Here is a 15,595-nt window from a genome sequence, read left to right as displayed (position 1 = left end):
ATGGCGACGAACCTGATCCTTGGCGTCGTGCTGCTGCTCTGCCTGGTGGCGGTGGCGTGGCCGTTTCTATTTTATCCCTTGATCCTGCGCTTGTTGCCGACCGTGGCTGAAGCGCCGATCGGCGGTCCGATGCCCAGCGCGTCCTTGCTATTCTGCGCCTATAATGAGGCGGCGGCGATGCCGGAGAAACTTGCCAATCTGGCGATGCTGAAAGATCGGCATCCGGGGCTGGAGATACTCGCCTTCGATGATGGATCGTCGGACGGCACCGGCGATCTGATCGAGCGTCAAGGCGATCTGGTGACGCTGGTGCGGGGGCCGGGGCGCAGCGGCAAGGCGCATGGGATGAAGCAATTGGCCGGCCGTGCACGGGGCGAGGTGCTGATCTTCACCGATGCCAACGTGCTGCTGGACCCGCAAGCGATCGACAATCTGCTGGCGCGCTATGCCGATCCGGGCGTGGGCGGCGTCTTGGGGTCGCTCCATTATATCGGTGCGGAGGATAGCGCGACCGCCTCGGTCGGGTCGCTTTATTGGCGGATCGAGGAAAAGTTGAAGGACGAGGAATCACGCACCGGCAATGTGCTCGGCGCAGATGGCTCGATCTTTTCGATCCGGCGCAGCCTTTATCCCGATTTCCCCGACAGCGTGCTGGATGACCTGACCGTGTCGATGGCAGTCGTGTTTGCGGGCAAGCGGCTGGTGAAGGCGAAGGACGTCATTGCGCGGGAGCGCTTGGTGACGGCGCGCAAGGACGAATATCGGCGCAAGGTGCGGATCGCCGCGCGCGCCTGGCACACCCATGCCCATCTGCGCCCACAATTGCGGCGGATGGCGGCGGTCGACCAGTTCAAATATGCGTCGCGCAAGATCGTCCGTTGGTTCGGTGGGCTGTTCATCCTGATCGGCGCGGTGGCGGCCGGGGCGCTGGCGATGCGGCTGTCGCCTGCGCTCTATCTGGCAGGGGCGTTGGGCGCGGCGCTGGTCATCTGGATCGGCGTACGGGCGAAGAGCGGCCCCTTCGCCGCCTTGGTCGATGTGCTGATCGCCTATACCGCGACATTGCAGGGCGTCGCCAAGGCCATGACGGGGCAAACCGTGACGGTGTGGAATCCTGCGCAATCGCGTTGAAGGGCGGATGCTTGCTCGATCCTGTTCGTTCTCTTGGTTTCTACCAAGCTGCATTGACCGAAACTCATAACGGGTTGTTCCCCGGCGCAGGCCGGGGCCCAGTTCCACGCTATCAACTGGACCCCGGCCTGCGCCGGGGAACGTTGTGGCGCTATCACGTAGTCATCGCGCAGTTCGACACGTTCAGCATCACGAAATGCGCTTTGTAAATTGTGCCTGCTTACTGCCCCTTCACATAAACCCGCTTGCCGCCGATCCAGGTTTCCAGCACCTGCGTCTGGCGGATGTCGGCGGGGCGCGCGGATGCGATGTCGCGGTCGATCAACAGGAAGTCGGCGCGCTGGCCGGGGACTAGGCTGCCGAACTTCTTTTCCGCGAACCCGGCATAGGCCGCCTGGCGGGTGAAGCCGTCCAGCGCGGCGTCGAAGCTGACCCTTTGTTCGGGCATCCAGCCGCCCGCGGGTTCGCCATTGGCATCCTCGCGGCTCATTGCGACGGCGATACCTGCGAAAGGATTGGGGCTTTCCACCGGCACGTCGGAGCCGAAGGCAAGCGGCACCCTGTTGTCCAGCATCGCCTTCCATGCATAGGCGCCGTTCAGCCGCGCTTCGCCCAGCCGCGTGGTCGCCATGCGCCAATCGGACGCCTCGTGAACGGGTTGCATCGACGCGATCGCACCTAGCGGTCCGAAACGCGGCAGGTCGGTCGGCGTCACGATCTGCGCATGTTCCACGCGCCAGCGCCGGTCGCCCTTATAGGTGTCGTTCAGTTCCTCGATCGCGTTCAGCAATTCGTGATTGGCCGCGTCGCCGATGGCGTGGACGGCGACCTGGAAATTATCCATCGCCGCGCGGCTCATAGTGTTGCGCAACTGCGTGTCTGCGATCATCGGCAGGCCGCGCTGGCCCGGCGCATCGGCATAGTCGGCGCGCAGCCATGCGCCGCGCGACCCCAGCGCCCCGTCCAGCACCAGCTTGACGCCGCCCATGCGCAGATGATCGTCATAGAGCCAGGGCGTGGGTTCCGGCCCGGCGATCAGCACCATATTGTCGATGCCATAGGCGTAGGACATGATCCGCACGCGCAGCGCGCCGCGATCGGCGGAGCGGCGGAACGCCTGCCAATCCTCGATACTGGTGCCCATGTCGGCGATGCCGGTGATGCCCATCGACAGCAGCGCGCGCTGCGCCTTTTCCAGTGCGATGTCGCGATCCTTGGGGGCGGGGGGCGGCGTGACCTTCTGAATGAGGTCCATCGCCTTGTCGATGAAGACGCCCGACGGCTTGCCCGCCGCTATCTCTATCCGCCCGCCCATCGGCGCCTTGGTCGCGGCGGTGACGCCCGCCACGCGGATCGCGGCGCTATTGGCCCAGCCCGCATGGCCATCCACCCGCTCCAACCAGACCGGGATGTCGCCGACGGCCGCGTCCAGTTCGGCGGCGGTGGGGAAGCGGCCCAAGCCCCATTTTTCCTGGTTCCAGCCGGTGCCGATGATCCATTTGCGGCCTTCATTGGCCTGCGCATAGGCGCGGATCTTCGCCTGCGCCTCCGCCAGCGACCGCGTGTCCGACAGGTCCAGCGTGATGAGCGACAGGCCATAGCCCATCACATGGCCATGCGCGTCGATCAGGCCTGGGATCAGCGTCTTGCCGCCGCCATCCAGCTTGAAACTCGGCGCTTTGGGCTGTTCGGGCCACGGTTGGCCCTTTTTCGGCTTCTTGGGCTTATATTCCGGTTCCTGATAGCGGCCCGGCAGCAGCTTTTCGACCTTGCCGTCATCGTCGATCAGCAGCGCGCCGAAGCGAACCACCTTGCCGCTGGGGTCCAGCGCGATTCCGTTGACATTGTCGACCACGCCGCTGGCATAAGCGGGGAAGGGAAGGGTGAGCGCGGCGATGGTCGCGAGATATATCGCCTTCATGCGCGGGTGATCCGGCGTACCAGGGCGCTGGTGTCCTGGCGATTGCCGCCCATCGCCTGCACGTCGGCGTAGAATTGATCGACCATCGCGGTCACCGGCAAAGTCGCGCCATTGGCCCGCGCCTCTTCCAGCGCCAGGCCCAGATCCTTGCGCATCCAATCCACCGCGAAGCCGAAGTCGAAACTGTCCTGCGCCATCGTCTTCCACCGATTGTCCATCTGCCAGCTTTGCGCCGCCCCGCCTGAAATCGCTTCGAACACCGCGTCCAGGTCCAGTTCCGCCGCCTGGGCGAAGCGCAGCGCTTCGGACAGGCCCTGCAAAACGCTGCCGATGCAGATCTGGTTCACCATCTTGGTCGTCTGACCCGCGCCCGCGCCGCCGACATGCACGATCCGCGCGGCATAGGCCTGCATCACCAGCTTCGCCGCCGCGACCGCTGGTTCGCTGCCGCCGCACATGATCGACAGCTTGCCGTTTTCCGCGCCCGCCTGCCCACCCGATACCGGCGCGTCGACGCTGTGGATGCCGCGGCTCTCGCCCTCCACGAACAATTGCCGCGCGATCCGCGCCGACACGGTCGTATGGTCGATGAACAGGCTGCCTTCCTTCATCGTGCGAAACGCGCCTTCGCGGCCCAGCGTGATTTGCGACAGGTCATCGTCATTGCCGACGCAACTGATGACGATGTCCGCGTCCTCCGCCGCCTTCGCCGGGCTGATCGCCACGGCGCCGCCATAGGCTTCCGCCCAAGTCTTGGCCTTGCCGATGGAGCGATTGTAAACGGTGAGGCTATGCCCCGCCTTGGCTAGGTGCCCTGCGACAGGGCCGCCCATGACGCCCAGGCCGATAAACGCGATATTAGCCATATGCCTCGTACATTTTATGCGTGCGCCCTGCCATAGGGCCAGTTTTGCGACAGTGCCAGTTTCTTAACCCGCAATTTTCGTTTAGGGGCCAGCCCATGAACATGCCCGCCAAGATCGAAAGCGCCCTGCCGCTGCCCGTCACCGTCGATGACATCCTTGCCGCGCGAACCCGGATTGCGGGTTCGATCGTCAAGACGCCGACGCTGATCAGCCAGACGCTGTCGAACATGCTGGGCTGCAACGTCTATCTCAAGTTCGAAAATCTGCAATTCACCGCCGCCTATAAGGAGCGTGGCGCGCTCAATCGCCTGATCCAGCTGGACGACGCGGCCAAGGCCAAGGGCGTGATCGCGGCATCGGCGGGCAATCATGCGCAGGGGCTGGCCTATCATGGCAAGCGGCTGGGCGTGCCCGTCACCATCGTCATGCCCACCACCACCCCCACGGTGAAGGTGACGCAGACGCAGGGCCATGGCGCGACCGTGGTGCAATATGGCGAGAAGTTCGACGACGCCTATGCCCATGCCCGTTTGCTGGAGGTGGAGCAGGGGCTGACCTTCGTCCATCCCTTCGACGAGCCGGACATCATGGCGGGGCAGGGCACGGTCGCGCTGGAAATGCTGGAAGATGCGCCGGCAATCGACACGCTGGTCATCCCGATCGGCGGCGGCGGCCTGTTTTCCGGCATGGCGATCGCGGCGCGCGCGATGAAGCCGGACATCCGGCTGGTGGGCGTGCAGGCCGAACTCTATCCGTCCATGTATGATTTCATCAAGGGCGCGGACTTGGCCTGCGACGGCGATACGCTGGCGGAGGGCATTGCGGTCAAGCAGCCCGGCGACCTCACCCGCCGCGTGGTCGAGCGTCTGGCCGACGATGTGCTGCTGGTCACCGAACGGCGGCTGGAAGAGGCCCTGAGCCTGTTGCTGCAGATTGAAAAGACGGTGGTCGAGGGGGCGGGCGCTGCGGGCCTTGCCGCGCTGCTCACCCATCGCGAGCAATTTGCCGGGCGCAATGTCGGCTTGGTGCTGACCGGCGGCAATATCGATACGCGGCTGCTCGCCAATGTGTTGCTGCGCGACCTGGCCCGATCGGGCCGTCTGGCGCGGCTGCGCATCATCCTGCAGGACCGGCCCGGCGCGCTTTTCCATGTCGCCCGCATCTTCGACCAGGAAGCGGTCAACATTCTGGAACTGGCGCATCAGCGCATCTTCACTAATCTGCCGGCCAAGGGGCTGACGCTGGATGTCGAATGCGAAACGCGCGACCGGGCGCATCTGCAACGGCTGATCGCGGCGCTGGGTGCAGCGGGCTATGAAGTCGCGCCGATCGAGGTCGCTTGACCGGGGCAAGCGACCGCAATTTTTCGTGGTAAACGCCCTTTTCACAGGGGCATGGTAACGGCATAGTCAAAATATGACCGACATGCGCCGCCGCCAAGAATGGGAGATGGGACAGTGACTGCCGCTTTCCGCTTCCCGCGATTCTTTGTGACGAATCCCAGCCCATGCCCCTATCTGCCGGGCAAGAGCGAGCGCAAGGTGTTCACCGAACTCAACGGTGACAATGCGGCGGAACTGAACGACGCGCTGGGCCGAATCGGCTTTCGCCGCAGCCAGAATGTCGCTTATCGCCCCAGCTGCGCGGACTGCTCCGCCTGCGTTTCCGTGCGTGTCGTCGCCAACGAATTTCAGCCCAATGCGACCCAGCGCAAGCTGATCCGCCGGAACAGTGATCTGCAGGTGACCGCCTGCAAGCCCTGGTCGACCGAGGAGCAGTTCGCGCTGCTGCAACGCTATCTGACGGATCGGCATCCCGGCGGCGGCATGACCGAAATGGACGAGATGGACTTCTCCGACATGGTCGAGCAGACGCCGGTCGACAGCTATATCATCGAATATCGCGAACCGGGCGTCGATGGCCGCCCCGGTAAGCTGATCGGCGCGTGCCTGACTGATCGGCAGGGCGATGGCCTGTCGATGATCTACAGCTTCTTCGACACGCAGTTGGAGCATCGTCCGGGTCTGGGCAACTATATCATCCTCGATCATATCACGCGCGCGGCGAGCGCCGGTCTGCCCTATGTGTATCTGGGTTACTGGGTCGATGGATCGCAGCGGATGCAATATAAGATCCGCTATCGCCCGCTCGAAAAACTCAGCCGCAGCGGCTGGGTGCGGTTCGATCCGCATGAGCAGGCGCAAGCTCTTCGTGGCGCGCAGCAGCGCGATGAGCCACCCTTGCCCGTCGAACTGGTGGGCATGTTCCGCAAGTAAAGACGAAGCTGTAATGGCGACCGCAATTTCCCGATCGTCTAGCCGATTTCTTTAACTTTCTCGACTAACTTTCCCCGATGCATGGAATGACTATCGCATCGGGAACGGTTGATGGACCGGTTTGCTGATCGTCGATTTGACGATGCGCGATTGGCGCCGGGCGAGGACATGCTTGCGCGACAATCGTTCCATCCTCGCAATGACCTTCTGTTTTCCCCGGTTTTCGAACGGGTGTCGCCGCCGCTGCTCAGATGGGTGGCGGATCATCGCGGCCGACTGCTCGCGGTCGAACGCGAGAGCAACCGTTTCCTGCCCCGATTCGCGGCCGATCCGATCGGGCTGGGCTGGCGGTGGCTGCTGGGCAATGACGATCGGCGCGCCCTGTTGGCTGCTGCACGATCCAGCGACCGGACCGCGCCGCTGACGCTTGCCCTGCGCTGCGCAGATGGTCAGGCGCGCTGGTGCATGATCCGCATGGTGCGGCTGGCGCTCCCTGCCGAGCAGGCGCGCTGGTACGGCACGGTCGAGGATGTGCACGAGCAGCGCGATCGCGAAGCGCGCGCGCTGGCGGCGGCGCTGGCCGAAAGCCGCGAACATTATCGCTCGTCGGTCGCGCTCAGCCCGCAGGTGCCGTGGACCGCGGGTCCGGACGGCGGCATAGAGGAGGTCGGCCCGAAATGGCTGGAATTGACTGGCATGGCGCCGCATCAGGCGCTGGGCGATGGCTGGCTGGATGCGCTCCATCCCGAAGACAAAGCCCGCGTGGCGGCGGTCTGGCGTAGCCATGTAGGCAGCCGGGCGCCTGTTGACGTCGCCTACCGCATTCGCCTGCATGATGGCGGCTATCGCTGGATGCGGGCGCGCGCGACCGCGCGGCTTGGTGCCGACGGATCGGTTCTGCGCTGGTATGGCACGCTGGAGGATGTCCATGCCGAACGACTGGCGCAGACGGCGCTGATCGACAGCGAGGAGCGGTTTCGCCTGGCGGTAAAATCGGCGCGGCTGGGTATATGGGACTTCGATTGCGTTACGGGCGCACGCACTTGGTCGGATGCCTTTCGCCAGATGCTGGGCCTGGGTGAAGAGGAACCGGCGACCGTCGAATTGGCGCTGGCGCTGGTGCATCCGGACGATCGCGACCGGCTGCGCGCCATGCTGGACGCTGTCACTGCAGATGTCCTGCCGCCGCATTTCGAAGCGACGATGCGCATCCATCGCGCCGATACGGGCGCGCGGCGCTGGATTCGCAGCACCGGCTGGACCACGCGGTCGGACGCCGGGCGTCCGTTGCGTGTGGTCGTCACCTTTCGCGACATTACCGAAGAATATGACGCCGAAGAGCGGATTCGTTGGGCGGCGACGCATGATCCGATGACGCACCTGCCCAACCGGGCATTGTGGCAGGGGACGCTGGAGGCGATGGCGACGCAGGCGAGCGCCGATGGTGCGCGCTTTGGCCTGCTGCTGCTGGATATTGACGACCTCAAGCGCACCAATGATTCGATGGGGCATGATGCGGGGGACGCGCTGCTATGCGCCTTTGCCGAGCGATTGGTGGCGATCGCGCCGCCCGATGCGGTGCTGGGCCGTCTGGGCGGCGATGAATTTGGGCTGGCGGCCGGATCGCTGACCGACAGCGCGGCGCTGGAGCGGTTCAGCGCCGCGCTCATCGACAATATGCGCACGCCCCATGTCCATCAGGGACGCTTGCTCGATTGCGGCGTCAGTATCGGCGGCGCGGTGTTCGGCGAACATGCCGACCGGGCGGAAGATCTGCTGAAGGCTGCGGATCTGGCGCTTTATGCGTCGAAGGAAGCGGGGCGCGGGCGATTGACCCTGTTCCATTCCGGCCTGCGGTCGCAGGCGCAGCAGCGTAGCGCGATGATCCGCATGGCGCAGCAGGTGGTGACGGATCGGCTGGTCATCCCCTATTATCAACCGCGGATCGACATGCGCGATGGACGGATATTGGGCTATGAAGCGCTGCTGCGCTGGCGCCATCCGCATATGGGCGTGCAACTGCCCGGCAGTATCGCCGCGGCGTTCGACTATCCCGAAACCGCCGTGGCGCTGACGGGGCAGATGCTGGACGCCGTGATCGGCGATGTGGCGCGCTGGCTGGATCGTGGCTTCGATCCGGGCCGGGTGGCGATCAACGCGTCGGCGGCCGACTTTGCGAGCGGCGACTTTGCCGATCGGCTGCTGGACCGACTGGACCGGGCAAGCATAGCGACCGCCCATTTCGAAATAGAGGTGACCGAAAGCGTTTTCCTGGGCCGGGGCGCAGGTCAGGTGGCCGACACCTTGCATCAGTTTGCCAATGCCGGTGTCTGCGTGGCGCTGGACGATTTCGGGACCGGTTTCGCCTCGCTCACCCATTTGAAACAATATCCGGTCGCGGTGCTGAAGATCGACCGCAGCTTCGTCAGCAATATCGAGCAAGACGCAGGCGATGCGGCGATTGTTGACGCGATCGTGAAACTGGGCGGCAGTTTCGGGATGGAAGTCGTGGCGGAAGGCGTAGAGACGGTAGCCCAAACGGACTTTCTGCTGCGGCTGGGATGTATCGTAGGCCAGGGCTTTCACCTGGGACGTCCGCAACCGGTGGAAGAAACCCACCCGCCTAGGATGTAAGGGACCAGACCGCATGACCCGGTCCCCTGATCACCCTTATTTGCAGTGGCACCGACGTGCTGCCCGGCGGCGCACGGGGACGGTTTCGGTGACATAGGTCGTCGTCGTCGTGGTCGTCGTCTGCGCAGGCTGCACCGTGACGGTCGTCACCACCGGTGCGGGATAATAATAACCACCCGACACATAGCCGCCGCCCTGGCTGACGATCGGCCCCGGGCCGCCCTGCCAATGGGGCGCGCCGCCTCTTGCATAGGGTGGGGCGTCATAATCGACGCCCGCGCCGCGCACGTCGCCTTCGAAACGACCGTCATAGGTGCCGCTGACCTGCCGACCATCGTCGGTGGTCCAGGTGCCGGTCCACCGGCCTTCATATTCATTCTGCGACGTGACGCCGTCGTCGGCATAGGCATAGCCGTCGTCATAGCCCACGCCCGGACGGCGCGGCGGCGGGGGCGCATGGCGGCGCGGGCCATCCTCCGCCTTGTCGATCGCCATGCCGGCCACGGCGCCGACGCCAGCGCCGATCAGCGTGCCCGCGGTGCGATTGCCACGTCCGGCGATGCGGTTGCCCGCGACGCCGCCGACGACCGCGCCGATCGCCGCCCCGCCGACGCCATTGTCGCGGCGCGGTTCGTCATAATAGCCGTCATCGTCGCCATCGGGACCATAGCCGCCTTCATAACGGCCCCAGTCGATATCGCTGCGATGATCATAGACCCGGCCATAACGGTCGGTCATGACCGCATCGTCATAATAGCGCGACCAGCCATAGCCATAGGCCGGGGCGGGCAGCCCATAGGCGCCGTAATTGCTGATCGTATAGCTGGGATTGATCCAGTAGCTCGGCAGGACATAGCCATAGACCGGGCGCTGATAGCCGCCCCAGCCACCCGGCGCGCGCCAGCCGCCGACCCAACGGCCATTGGGGCGCGATCCCCAGCGATGCCCGCCATTATTCCAGTTGCCGCTCCAGTTGCCGCCCGGACGCGGCATGTGCATGCCGGGGCGGGGGCCGGGATGGGGCATCGCGCCGCCCGGGCGCGGTCCGCCCCAGCTTTTTCCCATAACCGGCAGCGCCGCGCCAGCGCCGCCCTCAGCCAATGCAGGCGCAGCCGCCGCGGCCAGCGCCACGCTGGCCCCCAGAAGGATAAGGGTTGGAGTCCGCATGGTTAACACTCCCTGTTTTTCACGGCGCGCCAACCAGATGCGCAGCCTCAAATTGCTAACGCATCGTTTAGCATGGCGATCCGCGGCTATCCATGAGTCAGGCCGTTAAATCCTGTCCCGAAACGGGGCGAAACAAGTCCGGCTTTAGCGCGGGCGGGGAAAAACAGGGTTAACGCGTCAACCTATGCGCGCCGCGATCCGTGCCGCCAGCGCTTCCAATCCCTCCGCGTCGTCCGAGTCGAACCGGGCGGGCAACGGACTGTCGAGATCGATCACCCCGATCAGCCGCCCGTCGTGCAGCACCGGCACAACGATTTCGGACGCGCTGGCCGCATCGCAGGCTATATGCCCCGGGAAGGCATGAACGTCGGCGACCAACTGAGTCTCCCGCGTCGCCGCCGCCGTTCCGCACACGCCCCGGCCGACCGGGATGCGGATACAGGCAGGCTTGCCCTGAAACGGACCGAGCACCAGTTCGCCATCCACCATGCGATAGAAACCAGCCCAATTGAGATCGGGTAGATATTGCCACAGCAGCGCGGCGAGATTGGCCATATTGGCAACCGGGTCCGGCTCGCCCGCCGTCAGCGCGTCGGCGGCGGAGAGAAGGTCGGCGTATAGAGTAGGTTTGTCGGCGGCGGAGGCGGGGGCGAAATCATACATGGCGATTATATAGGGCCGCCTCAAGCGGGTGCCAATGGCGACAGGGCGGAGCGCGGCATTAGACTATGGTTAAGGCGGGCCTGCTAACAGACGCTGAGATGCACAGTTTCACCGCCTCTTCCTCCTGGCTTGCCTTCACCCGTTTCGCGATCAGCGGTGGCATCGCCGCCTGTGTGGCCATCGGCATCTATGTCGTCTGCGCCATCGTCATGCACTTCCCACCGCTGACGGCCAATTTGCTATCCTATGCCGCGCAACTGGGCGTCAGCTATCAATTGCATCGCAGCTTCAGCTTTGCAGGCGCAAGCGGCGGCTTGCGCAGCATGACGCGCTATGGCGCGCTGTCCCTGGCGGCGTTCGCCTGCAACAGCCTGTGGGTTTGGATATGCACGCACATATTGCGGTGGCCCGCCTGGACGCCGCTTGTGCCGATGATTTTCGTCACGCCGCTGATGACATTCCTGCTCGCCAAACACTGGGTCTTTGGCGGCGGCGACGGGCGGACTTGAGAGTTCCTTAACCATATAGCGGTAGCTCCCGACTGGCTATTGCTATGGGGACATCATGACCGACGGGATCATCAAAAGGCGGCATACGCCATTCCTTCTTTATGGTGCCCTGTTGTTCACCCTGGGCATAGCCCTCTATCTTTTCGGGGTCTTGCTGGTCATCCCCCGTTACGTCCTGGGTCTGCATGCCTTGCTCGATCCCATCGCCATCTGGTTGGTATGGTATAGCGGCGTGCCGATCATGCTGGGGCTGGGGCTTGCCCTGTTCGACATATTGATCCTGTTCGGCGGCAAGAAGCCCGACATGCCCGTCCGTTTCGAACCAGTGCAGCGACGGCGCGTCACGGTCGCGCTGACCGCCTATAATGACGAAAGCAGCATCGGCGCGGCTGTTGAGGACTTCCTGTCGCATCCATTGGTCGAACGGGTGATCGTCGTCAGCAACAACAGCAGCGACCGGACATTGGAAAGGGCCATCGAAGCGGGTGCCATCGGCTATAACGAGCTACAGCCCGGCTATGGTCGGTGCGTCTTTCGCTGTCTGGAGGAGGGCGCGGCTTATCTCGACACGGAATTCGTCGTCTTGTGCGAAGGCGACAGCACCTTTCGGGCCTACGATATCGAGAAACTGCTGGCCTATGCGCCCCATGCCGATATCGTCAACGGCACGCGGACGGTGGAACCGCTGCGCCAATATATCACGCAGCTCAGCACCTTCATGTTCTACGGTAATATCTTCGTGGGCAAGTTGCTGGAGGCAAAGCATCTGGGCCGGGGCACCATTACCGATGTCGGCACCACATATAAATTATGCCGCCGCGATGCGCTGGTCAGATTGCTGCCCCGGCTCAGCCCGGCGGTCAATCTGGAATTCAATGCCCATTTCCTCGATACCGCATTGGGAGAGAGCTATGTGCTGCTGGAATGCCCCATCACCTTCCATCCCCGTGTCGGCGTCAGCAAGGGCGGCAACGTCAATAATTGGCGCAGTTTCGTTGTCGGGATGCGGATGATCTTTGGTATGTTGAACAATTGGAAACAGCCTGCATGAGCGGCGACTATCACGGATCGCGGCTGCATGAAGACAGTCGGCGGGGCGGCGTATGGCGCGCCTTGTGGCGCTATTATTTCAGCCGCCAGGTCAAATTGGACGATTGCGTGCTGGATATGGGCGCGGGCTATGGCGACTTCATCAATACGGTCGTTGCGCGACGCCGGATAGCGTTGGATATCTGGCCCGCCATGCCCAGCCATGTGGCACCGGGCGTGGAAACGATCGTAGGACCGGTGCAGGATTTGTCCGCCATCGAAAACGGCAATGTCGATTTTGCGTTCGCATCGAACCTGTTTGAACATTTGACGCAGGATGCGCTGGTGGAGGTGCTGGCGACACTGCGGACGAAGCTGTCGCCGCGCGGACGGCTCACCATATTGCAGCCCAATTACCGCTATGCATTCCGGGAATATTTCGACGACTACACCCATGTGACGGCCTATTCCCATGTCAGCCTGCCCGACCTGCTGTCGGCGCATGGATGGGAGATTATGGAAGTGCATCCGCGCTTCCTGCCGCTCAGCATCAAGTCGCGCCTGCCATCCTGGCCGATCCTGATCGCCGCCTATCTGCGATCGCCCTTCAAGCCGATGGGCAAGCAGATGCTGGTAGTCGCACGCCCAAGGACGCAGCAGGCATGACGACGCATGTGGACGTCGCGCCGGTGGAACCGGTCCGCCGGGAAGCATTGCCGCGCTGGTTGGTCGTGGCGGGCCTGTCCGTTGTCGGCTTGCTGTTGCTGGCAAACCTGGCTTCTCTTCTGTCCTACATCAATTTTGCGCTGAACTATCCGTTTCAGCTCGATTATGGCGAAGGGATAGTGTGGCAACAGGCCCGGAACATATGGGCGGGCGAAGGTTATGGACCGCTCCAGATCTTTCCCGCCGTGGTCTATCATTATCCGCCGCTCTATCATTTGACGTTCGAGGCACTCGCCGCCTGGACCGGTATGGACGAAATGGTGGCGGGGCGCATCGTCTCGATCGTTTCGTCAGCCCTGAGCGCCCTGATGGTCGGGATGCTGACGAGCGCCGTGATCGGCTCCGCGGAAAATGCGAAGACCCGCGCGGTCTGCGGCGTCTTTGCCGCCCTGCTGTTCCTGGCTTCCTTCCCGGTGCGCATGTGGACGCCGTTGATGCGGGTTGACATGCTGGCGGTGCTATTAGGCGCGGCTGGCCTGTGGTTCGCGTGGCGCGCGTTGCGCCGACCGCATCTCATCTATGTCGCCAGCGCGCTGTTCGTGCTGGGCGTCTATGTGAAGCAGATTTCCATCGCGCCGCCGGCGGCCGCCTATCTCGTCCTGCTCGTAACGCACCGCCCGCTGGCGCTGCGCGGTCTGGCTGCGGCGATCTGCATGGGGCTGTTGGGACTTGCCATCGAACAATGGCTGAATGGCGGACAGTTCCTGCAACATATCGTCGGCTATAATGTGAACCGCTTGGCGCTGCATCTGCTGTGGGAGATATTGCTGCCGCAATTGATGGAACATGCAGCGATGATCGCTCTTGGCGTACTGGGCGCCACGGGCGGATGGCTATATGTTCGTCGTGTCGCGGCAGGGGATGCGGGCCATAGGCGCGACAGGATCGCCAATGATCCCAAGGCTGTCCTGATCCTGATGCTGATCCTGTTCGTAGGCTTGAAGACGATCATGCTGGCGGCCATGGTCAAGTCCGGCGCCAACGCCAATTATATGATCGACTGGTTTTCCGGCATCGCCATTTTCGCGGGCGTCGCGATCGCGCCCTATGTCGCCTACGCTTTGGGCGGGGCGGCAACGGCCGGGCGTCCGGCCTCAATAGCGATATTGTTCATGGCTTTGCCGGTTCAATTGGCGATGATGCTGAGCCTTTATGCCGGACAGCCCACGACGGACACGATCGCCAGCCTGCGCCGCGATAAGCAACCGGTGGTGGACCTGATCGCCGCAAGCGACAGACCTGTTATTGCCGACGACATGACCTTCACCATCCGGGCGGGCCGCAAGGTGGAATGGGAATCGGCGATCACCGCCGAATTGGGCGCCAAGGGCGTCTATGACCAAAAAGGCCTTGCCCGGCTCATCCGCGCGCATTGCTTCGGATTGTTCGCCGTCGATGGGATATTGGGCGAAGGCGTGTCCGTCAGCCGCTATGATCCGGTCACGATCGCGGCCATCCATGAAGCCTATCCCCGGACGCAACGCTACGCCAAATATATGCTGTATTTCCCCGATGCCCCGGCAGATCCCGCCATCTGCGCATCGATCCACTAATCAATCCATCTGCACCCGGCCGCGGCCCTGTTTCACCGAACTGCGCGCCTTCTTGGCATCCACCCGCCGCGCCTTGGCGGCTTTGCCCGGTTTGGTGGCGATGCGGCGGGCGTCGCGGACCAGCGCCTTGGCGATCATCTCGTCCAGGCGATCGCGCGCGTCCTGTCGGTTCGCCTCTTGCGTGCGAAAACGCGACGCCTGGATCACAATTTCGTTCGCGGCCGTCAGCCGTGATCCGGCCAGTTCCTTGAGCTTGCGATAGGCGTAGGGCGGCAGGCCCAGTTTGAACAGGAAGACCCGCAACTGGACCGTCGTCGCGACCTTGTTGACATTCTGCCCGCCCGGTCCGCCGCCGGTGATGAAGCGCTCTTCCAGCGCATCATCGGGCATGTCAAAGCCCGGCATCGTCCAGCAGATCCTGACCGAACCCGGCCGCGATGAAGGTCGCGGGCAGGGCGGCGGTCGCTTCGGCGGCGGGCTTGTCGCCGCGCGGCATGCTCAGGAAGCGGCTGTGGAGCAGCATCTTGCCTTCGCCATCGCCATAGACCGGATCGCCGACGATGCCGAAGCCCAGGCCGTGCAGCGCATGGACGCGGATCTGGTGGGTGCGCCCGGTCTGGGGCGAGAAGGCGATCAGCGATCGGCCGTCCTTCTCCGCGACCTTGCGCCAGTGGGTGATGGCGTTCTTCCCCGCCTTGGCCGGGATCATGCGCCAACCTTCCGCCGCCGTGCTGACCTTCCTGAGCGCGAGTTCGATCGTGCCTTCGTCTTCCGTCGGCACGCCTTCGATTACCGCGACATAGCGTTTGACGACCGTGCCCGCCTCGAACGCGGCGGCAAAGCGCTTGTGCGCCTTGGGATTGCGGGCGAGCAGCAGGCAGCCGCTGGTATCGCGGTCCAGCCTGTGCACCGGCAACGGCCAGCGCTGGAAACCGAAGGTCAGCGAAGCAAGGTGATTTTCCAGCGCCATGGAGCCGTCCCGCGGCGCATCCACCGGCAGCCCGGCGGGTTTGTCGAGGATCAGGGCTTCGCCGTCGATGAACAGCACATGGTCGGTAAGCAGGGCCAAGGAAGAGATTCCGATCGGGACAAAAGGAGGAGGGAATTGACGCGCGCGCGG

14 protein-coding genes are annotated in these 15,595 nt (G+C 63.8%); 8 read left to right on the top strand and 6 right to left on the bottom strand.

What is annotated here, in order from left to right:
- The gene (locus tag U5A89_RS13435) at positions 1-1,131 is read left to right on the top strand and encodes a glycosyltransferase family 2 protein (protein WP_338161585.1); all 1,131 of its coding nucleotides are present in this window, start codon (positions 1-3) and stop codon (positions 1,129-1,131) included.
- A 220-nt stretch (positions 1,132-1,351) separates the two neighbouring features.
- On the opposite strand, the gene U5A89_RS13430 is transcribed toward U5A89_RS13435, so the two are convergent.
- Both U5A89_RS13430 and U5A89_RS13425 read right to left on the bottom strand, forming a co-directional pair.
- Positions 1,352-3,052, bottom strand: a complete 1,701-nt coding sequence (locus U5A89_RS13430) for an amidohydrolase (RefSeq protein ID WP_338161584.1) — start codon at positions 3,050-3,052, stop codon at positions 1,352-1,354.
- On the bottom strand, positions 3,049-3,918 hold the full coding sequence (locus U5A89_RS13425; RefSeq protein ID WP_338161583.1) for an NAD(P)-dependent oxidoreductase: 870 nt from the start codon (positions 3,916-3,918) through the stop codon (positions 3,049-3,051). The genes U5A89_RS13430 and U5A89_RS13425 overlap by 4 nt, the downstream gene beginning before the upstream one ends.
- Before the next feature lie 95 nt (positions 3,919-4,013).
- On the opposite strand from U5A89_RS13425, the gene U5A89_RS13420 reads away from it, so the two are divergent.
- The 3 genes from U5A89_RS13420 (at position 4,014) to U5A89_RS13410 (ending at position 8,828) form a co-directional block, all read left to right on the top strand.
- Entirely contained in the window at positions 4,014-5,261 is a 1,248-nt protein-coding gene (locus U5A89_RS13420; RefSeq protein WP_338161582.1) for a threonine ammonia-lyase, read from the top strand.
- A gap of 114 nt (positions 5,262-5,375) precedes the next feature.
- A complete protein-coding gene (locus U5A89_RS13415; RefSeq protein WP_338161581.1) occupies positions 5,376-6,194 on the top strand; it encodes an arginyltransferase in 819 nt (272 codons plus the stop codon).
- A 111-nt stretch (positions 6,195-6,305) separates the two neighbouring features.
- The gene (locus U5A89_RS13410; protein ID WP_338161580.1) at positions 6,306-8,828 is read left to right on the top strand and encodes a sensor domain-containing protein; all 2,523 of its coding nucleotides are present in this window, start codon (positions 6,306-6,308) and stop codon (positions 8,826-8,828) included.
- Between the two features lie 36 nt (positions 8,829-8,864).
- On the opposite strand, the gene U5A89_RS13405 is transcribed toward U5A89_RS13410, so the two are convergent.
- Positions 8,865-9,995 carry an RcnB family protein gene (locus tag U5A89_RS13405; RefSeq protein WP_338161579.1) on the bottom strand — a complete coding sequence of 377 codons (1,131 nt, stop codon included), beginning with the start codon at positions 9,993-9,995 and terminating at the stop codon, positions 8,865-8,867.
- Between the two features lie 177 nt (positions 9,996-10,172).
- Positions 10,173-10,658, bottom strand: coding sequence for a GAF domain-containing protein (locus U5A89_RS13400; RefSeq protein ID WP_338163054.1), 486 nt, complete (start codon positions 10,656-10,658; stop codon positions 10,173-10,175).
- Between the two features lie 65 nt (positions 10,659-10,723).
- On the opposite strand from U5A89_RS13400, the gene U5A89_RS13395 reads away from it, so the two are divergent.
- From U5A89_RS13395 to U5A89_RS13380, 4 genes are read left to right on the top strand one after another with little or no spacing between them, the layout of a single operon-like run.
- Positions 10,724-11,167: a GtrA family protein gene (locus tag U5A89_RS13395; protein WP_338161578.1), complete on the top strand. Its 444-nt coding sequence runs from the start codon at positions 10,724-10,726 to the stop codon at positions 11,165-11,167.
- A gap of 55 nt (positions 11,168-11,222) precedes the next feature.
- Positions 11,223-12,218: a glycosyltransferase gene (locus U5A89_RS13390; RefSeq protein WP_338161577.1), complete on the top strand. Its 996-nt coding sequence runs from the start codon at positions 11,223-11,225 to the stop codon at positions 12,216-12,218.
- Complete coding sequence (locus tag U5A89_RS13385; protein WP_338161576.1) at positions 12,215-12,862, top strand: class I SAM-dependent methyltransferase; 648 nt, start codon at positions 12,215-12,217, stop codon at positions 12,860-12,862. The genes U5A89_RS13390 and U5A89_RS13385 overlap by 4 nt, the downstream gene beginning before the upstream one ends.
- Positions 12,859-14,475, top strand: coding sequence for a hypothetical protein (locus tag U5A89_RS13380; protein WP_338161575.1), 1,617 nt, complete (start codon positions 12,859-12,861; stop codon positions 14,473-14,475). Before U5A89_RS13385 ends, U5A89_RS13380 begins: the two co-directional genes overlap by 4 nt.
- On the opposite strand, the gene arfB is transcribed toward U5A89_RS13380, so the two are convergent.
- Positions 14,476-14,880, bottom strand: coding sequence for an alternative ribosome rescue aminoacyl-tRNA hydrolase ArfB (gene arfB / locus U5A89_RS13375; protein WP_338161574.1), 405 nt, complete (start codon positions 14,878-14,880; stop codon positions 14,476-14,478). It abuts the gene before it with no gap.
- Positions 14,867-15,544, bottom strand: coding sequence for an RluA family pseudouridine synthase (locus U5A89_RS13370; protein ID WP_338161573.1), 678 nt, complete (start codon positions 15,542-15,544; stop codon positions 14,867-14,869). The genes arfB and U5A89_RS13370 overlap by 14 nt, the downstream gene beginning before the upstream one ends.
- Positions 15,545-15,595 lie beyond the last annotated feature (51 nt).

Source organism: Sphingobium sp. HWE2-09 (genome assembly GCF_035989265.1).
Classification (GTDB): domain Bacteria; phylum Pseudomonadota; class Alphaproteobacteria; order Sphingomonadales; family Sphingomonadaceae; genus Sphingobium.
This window is presented reverse-complemented; position numbering and strand designations above follow the sequence as displayed.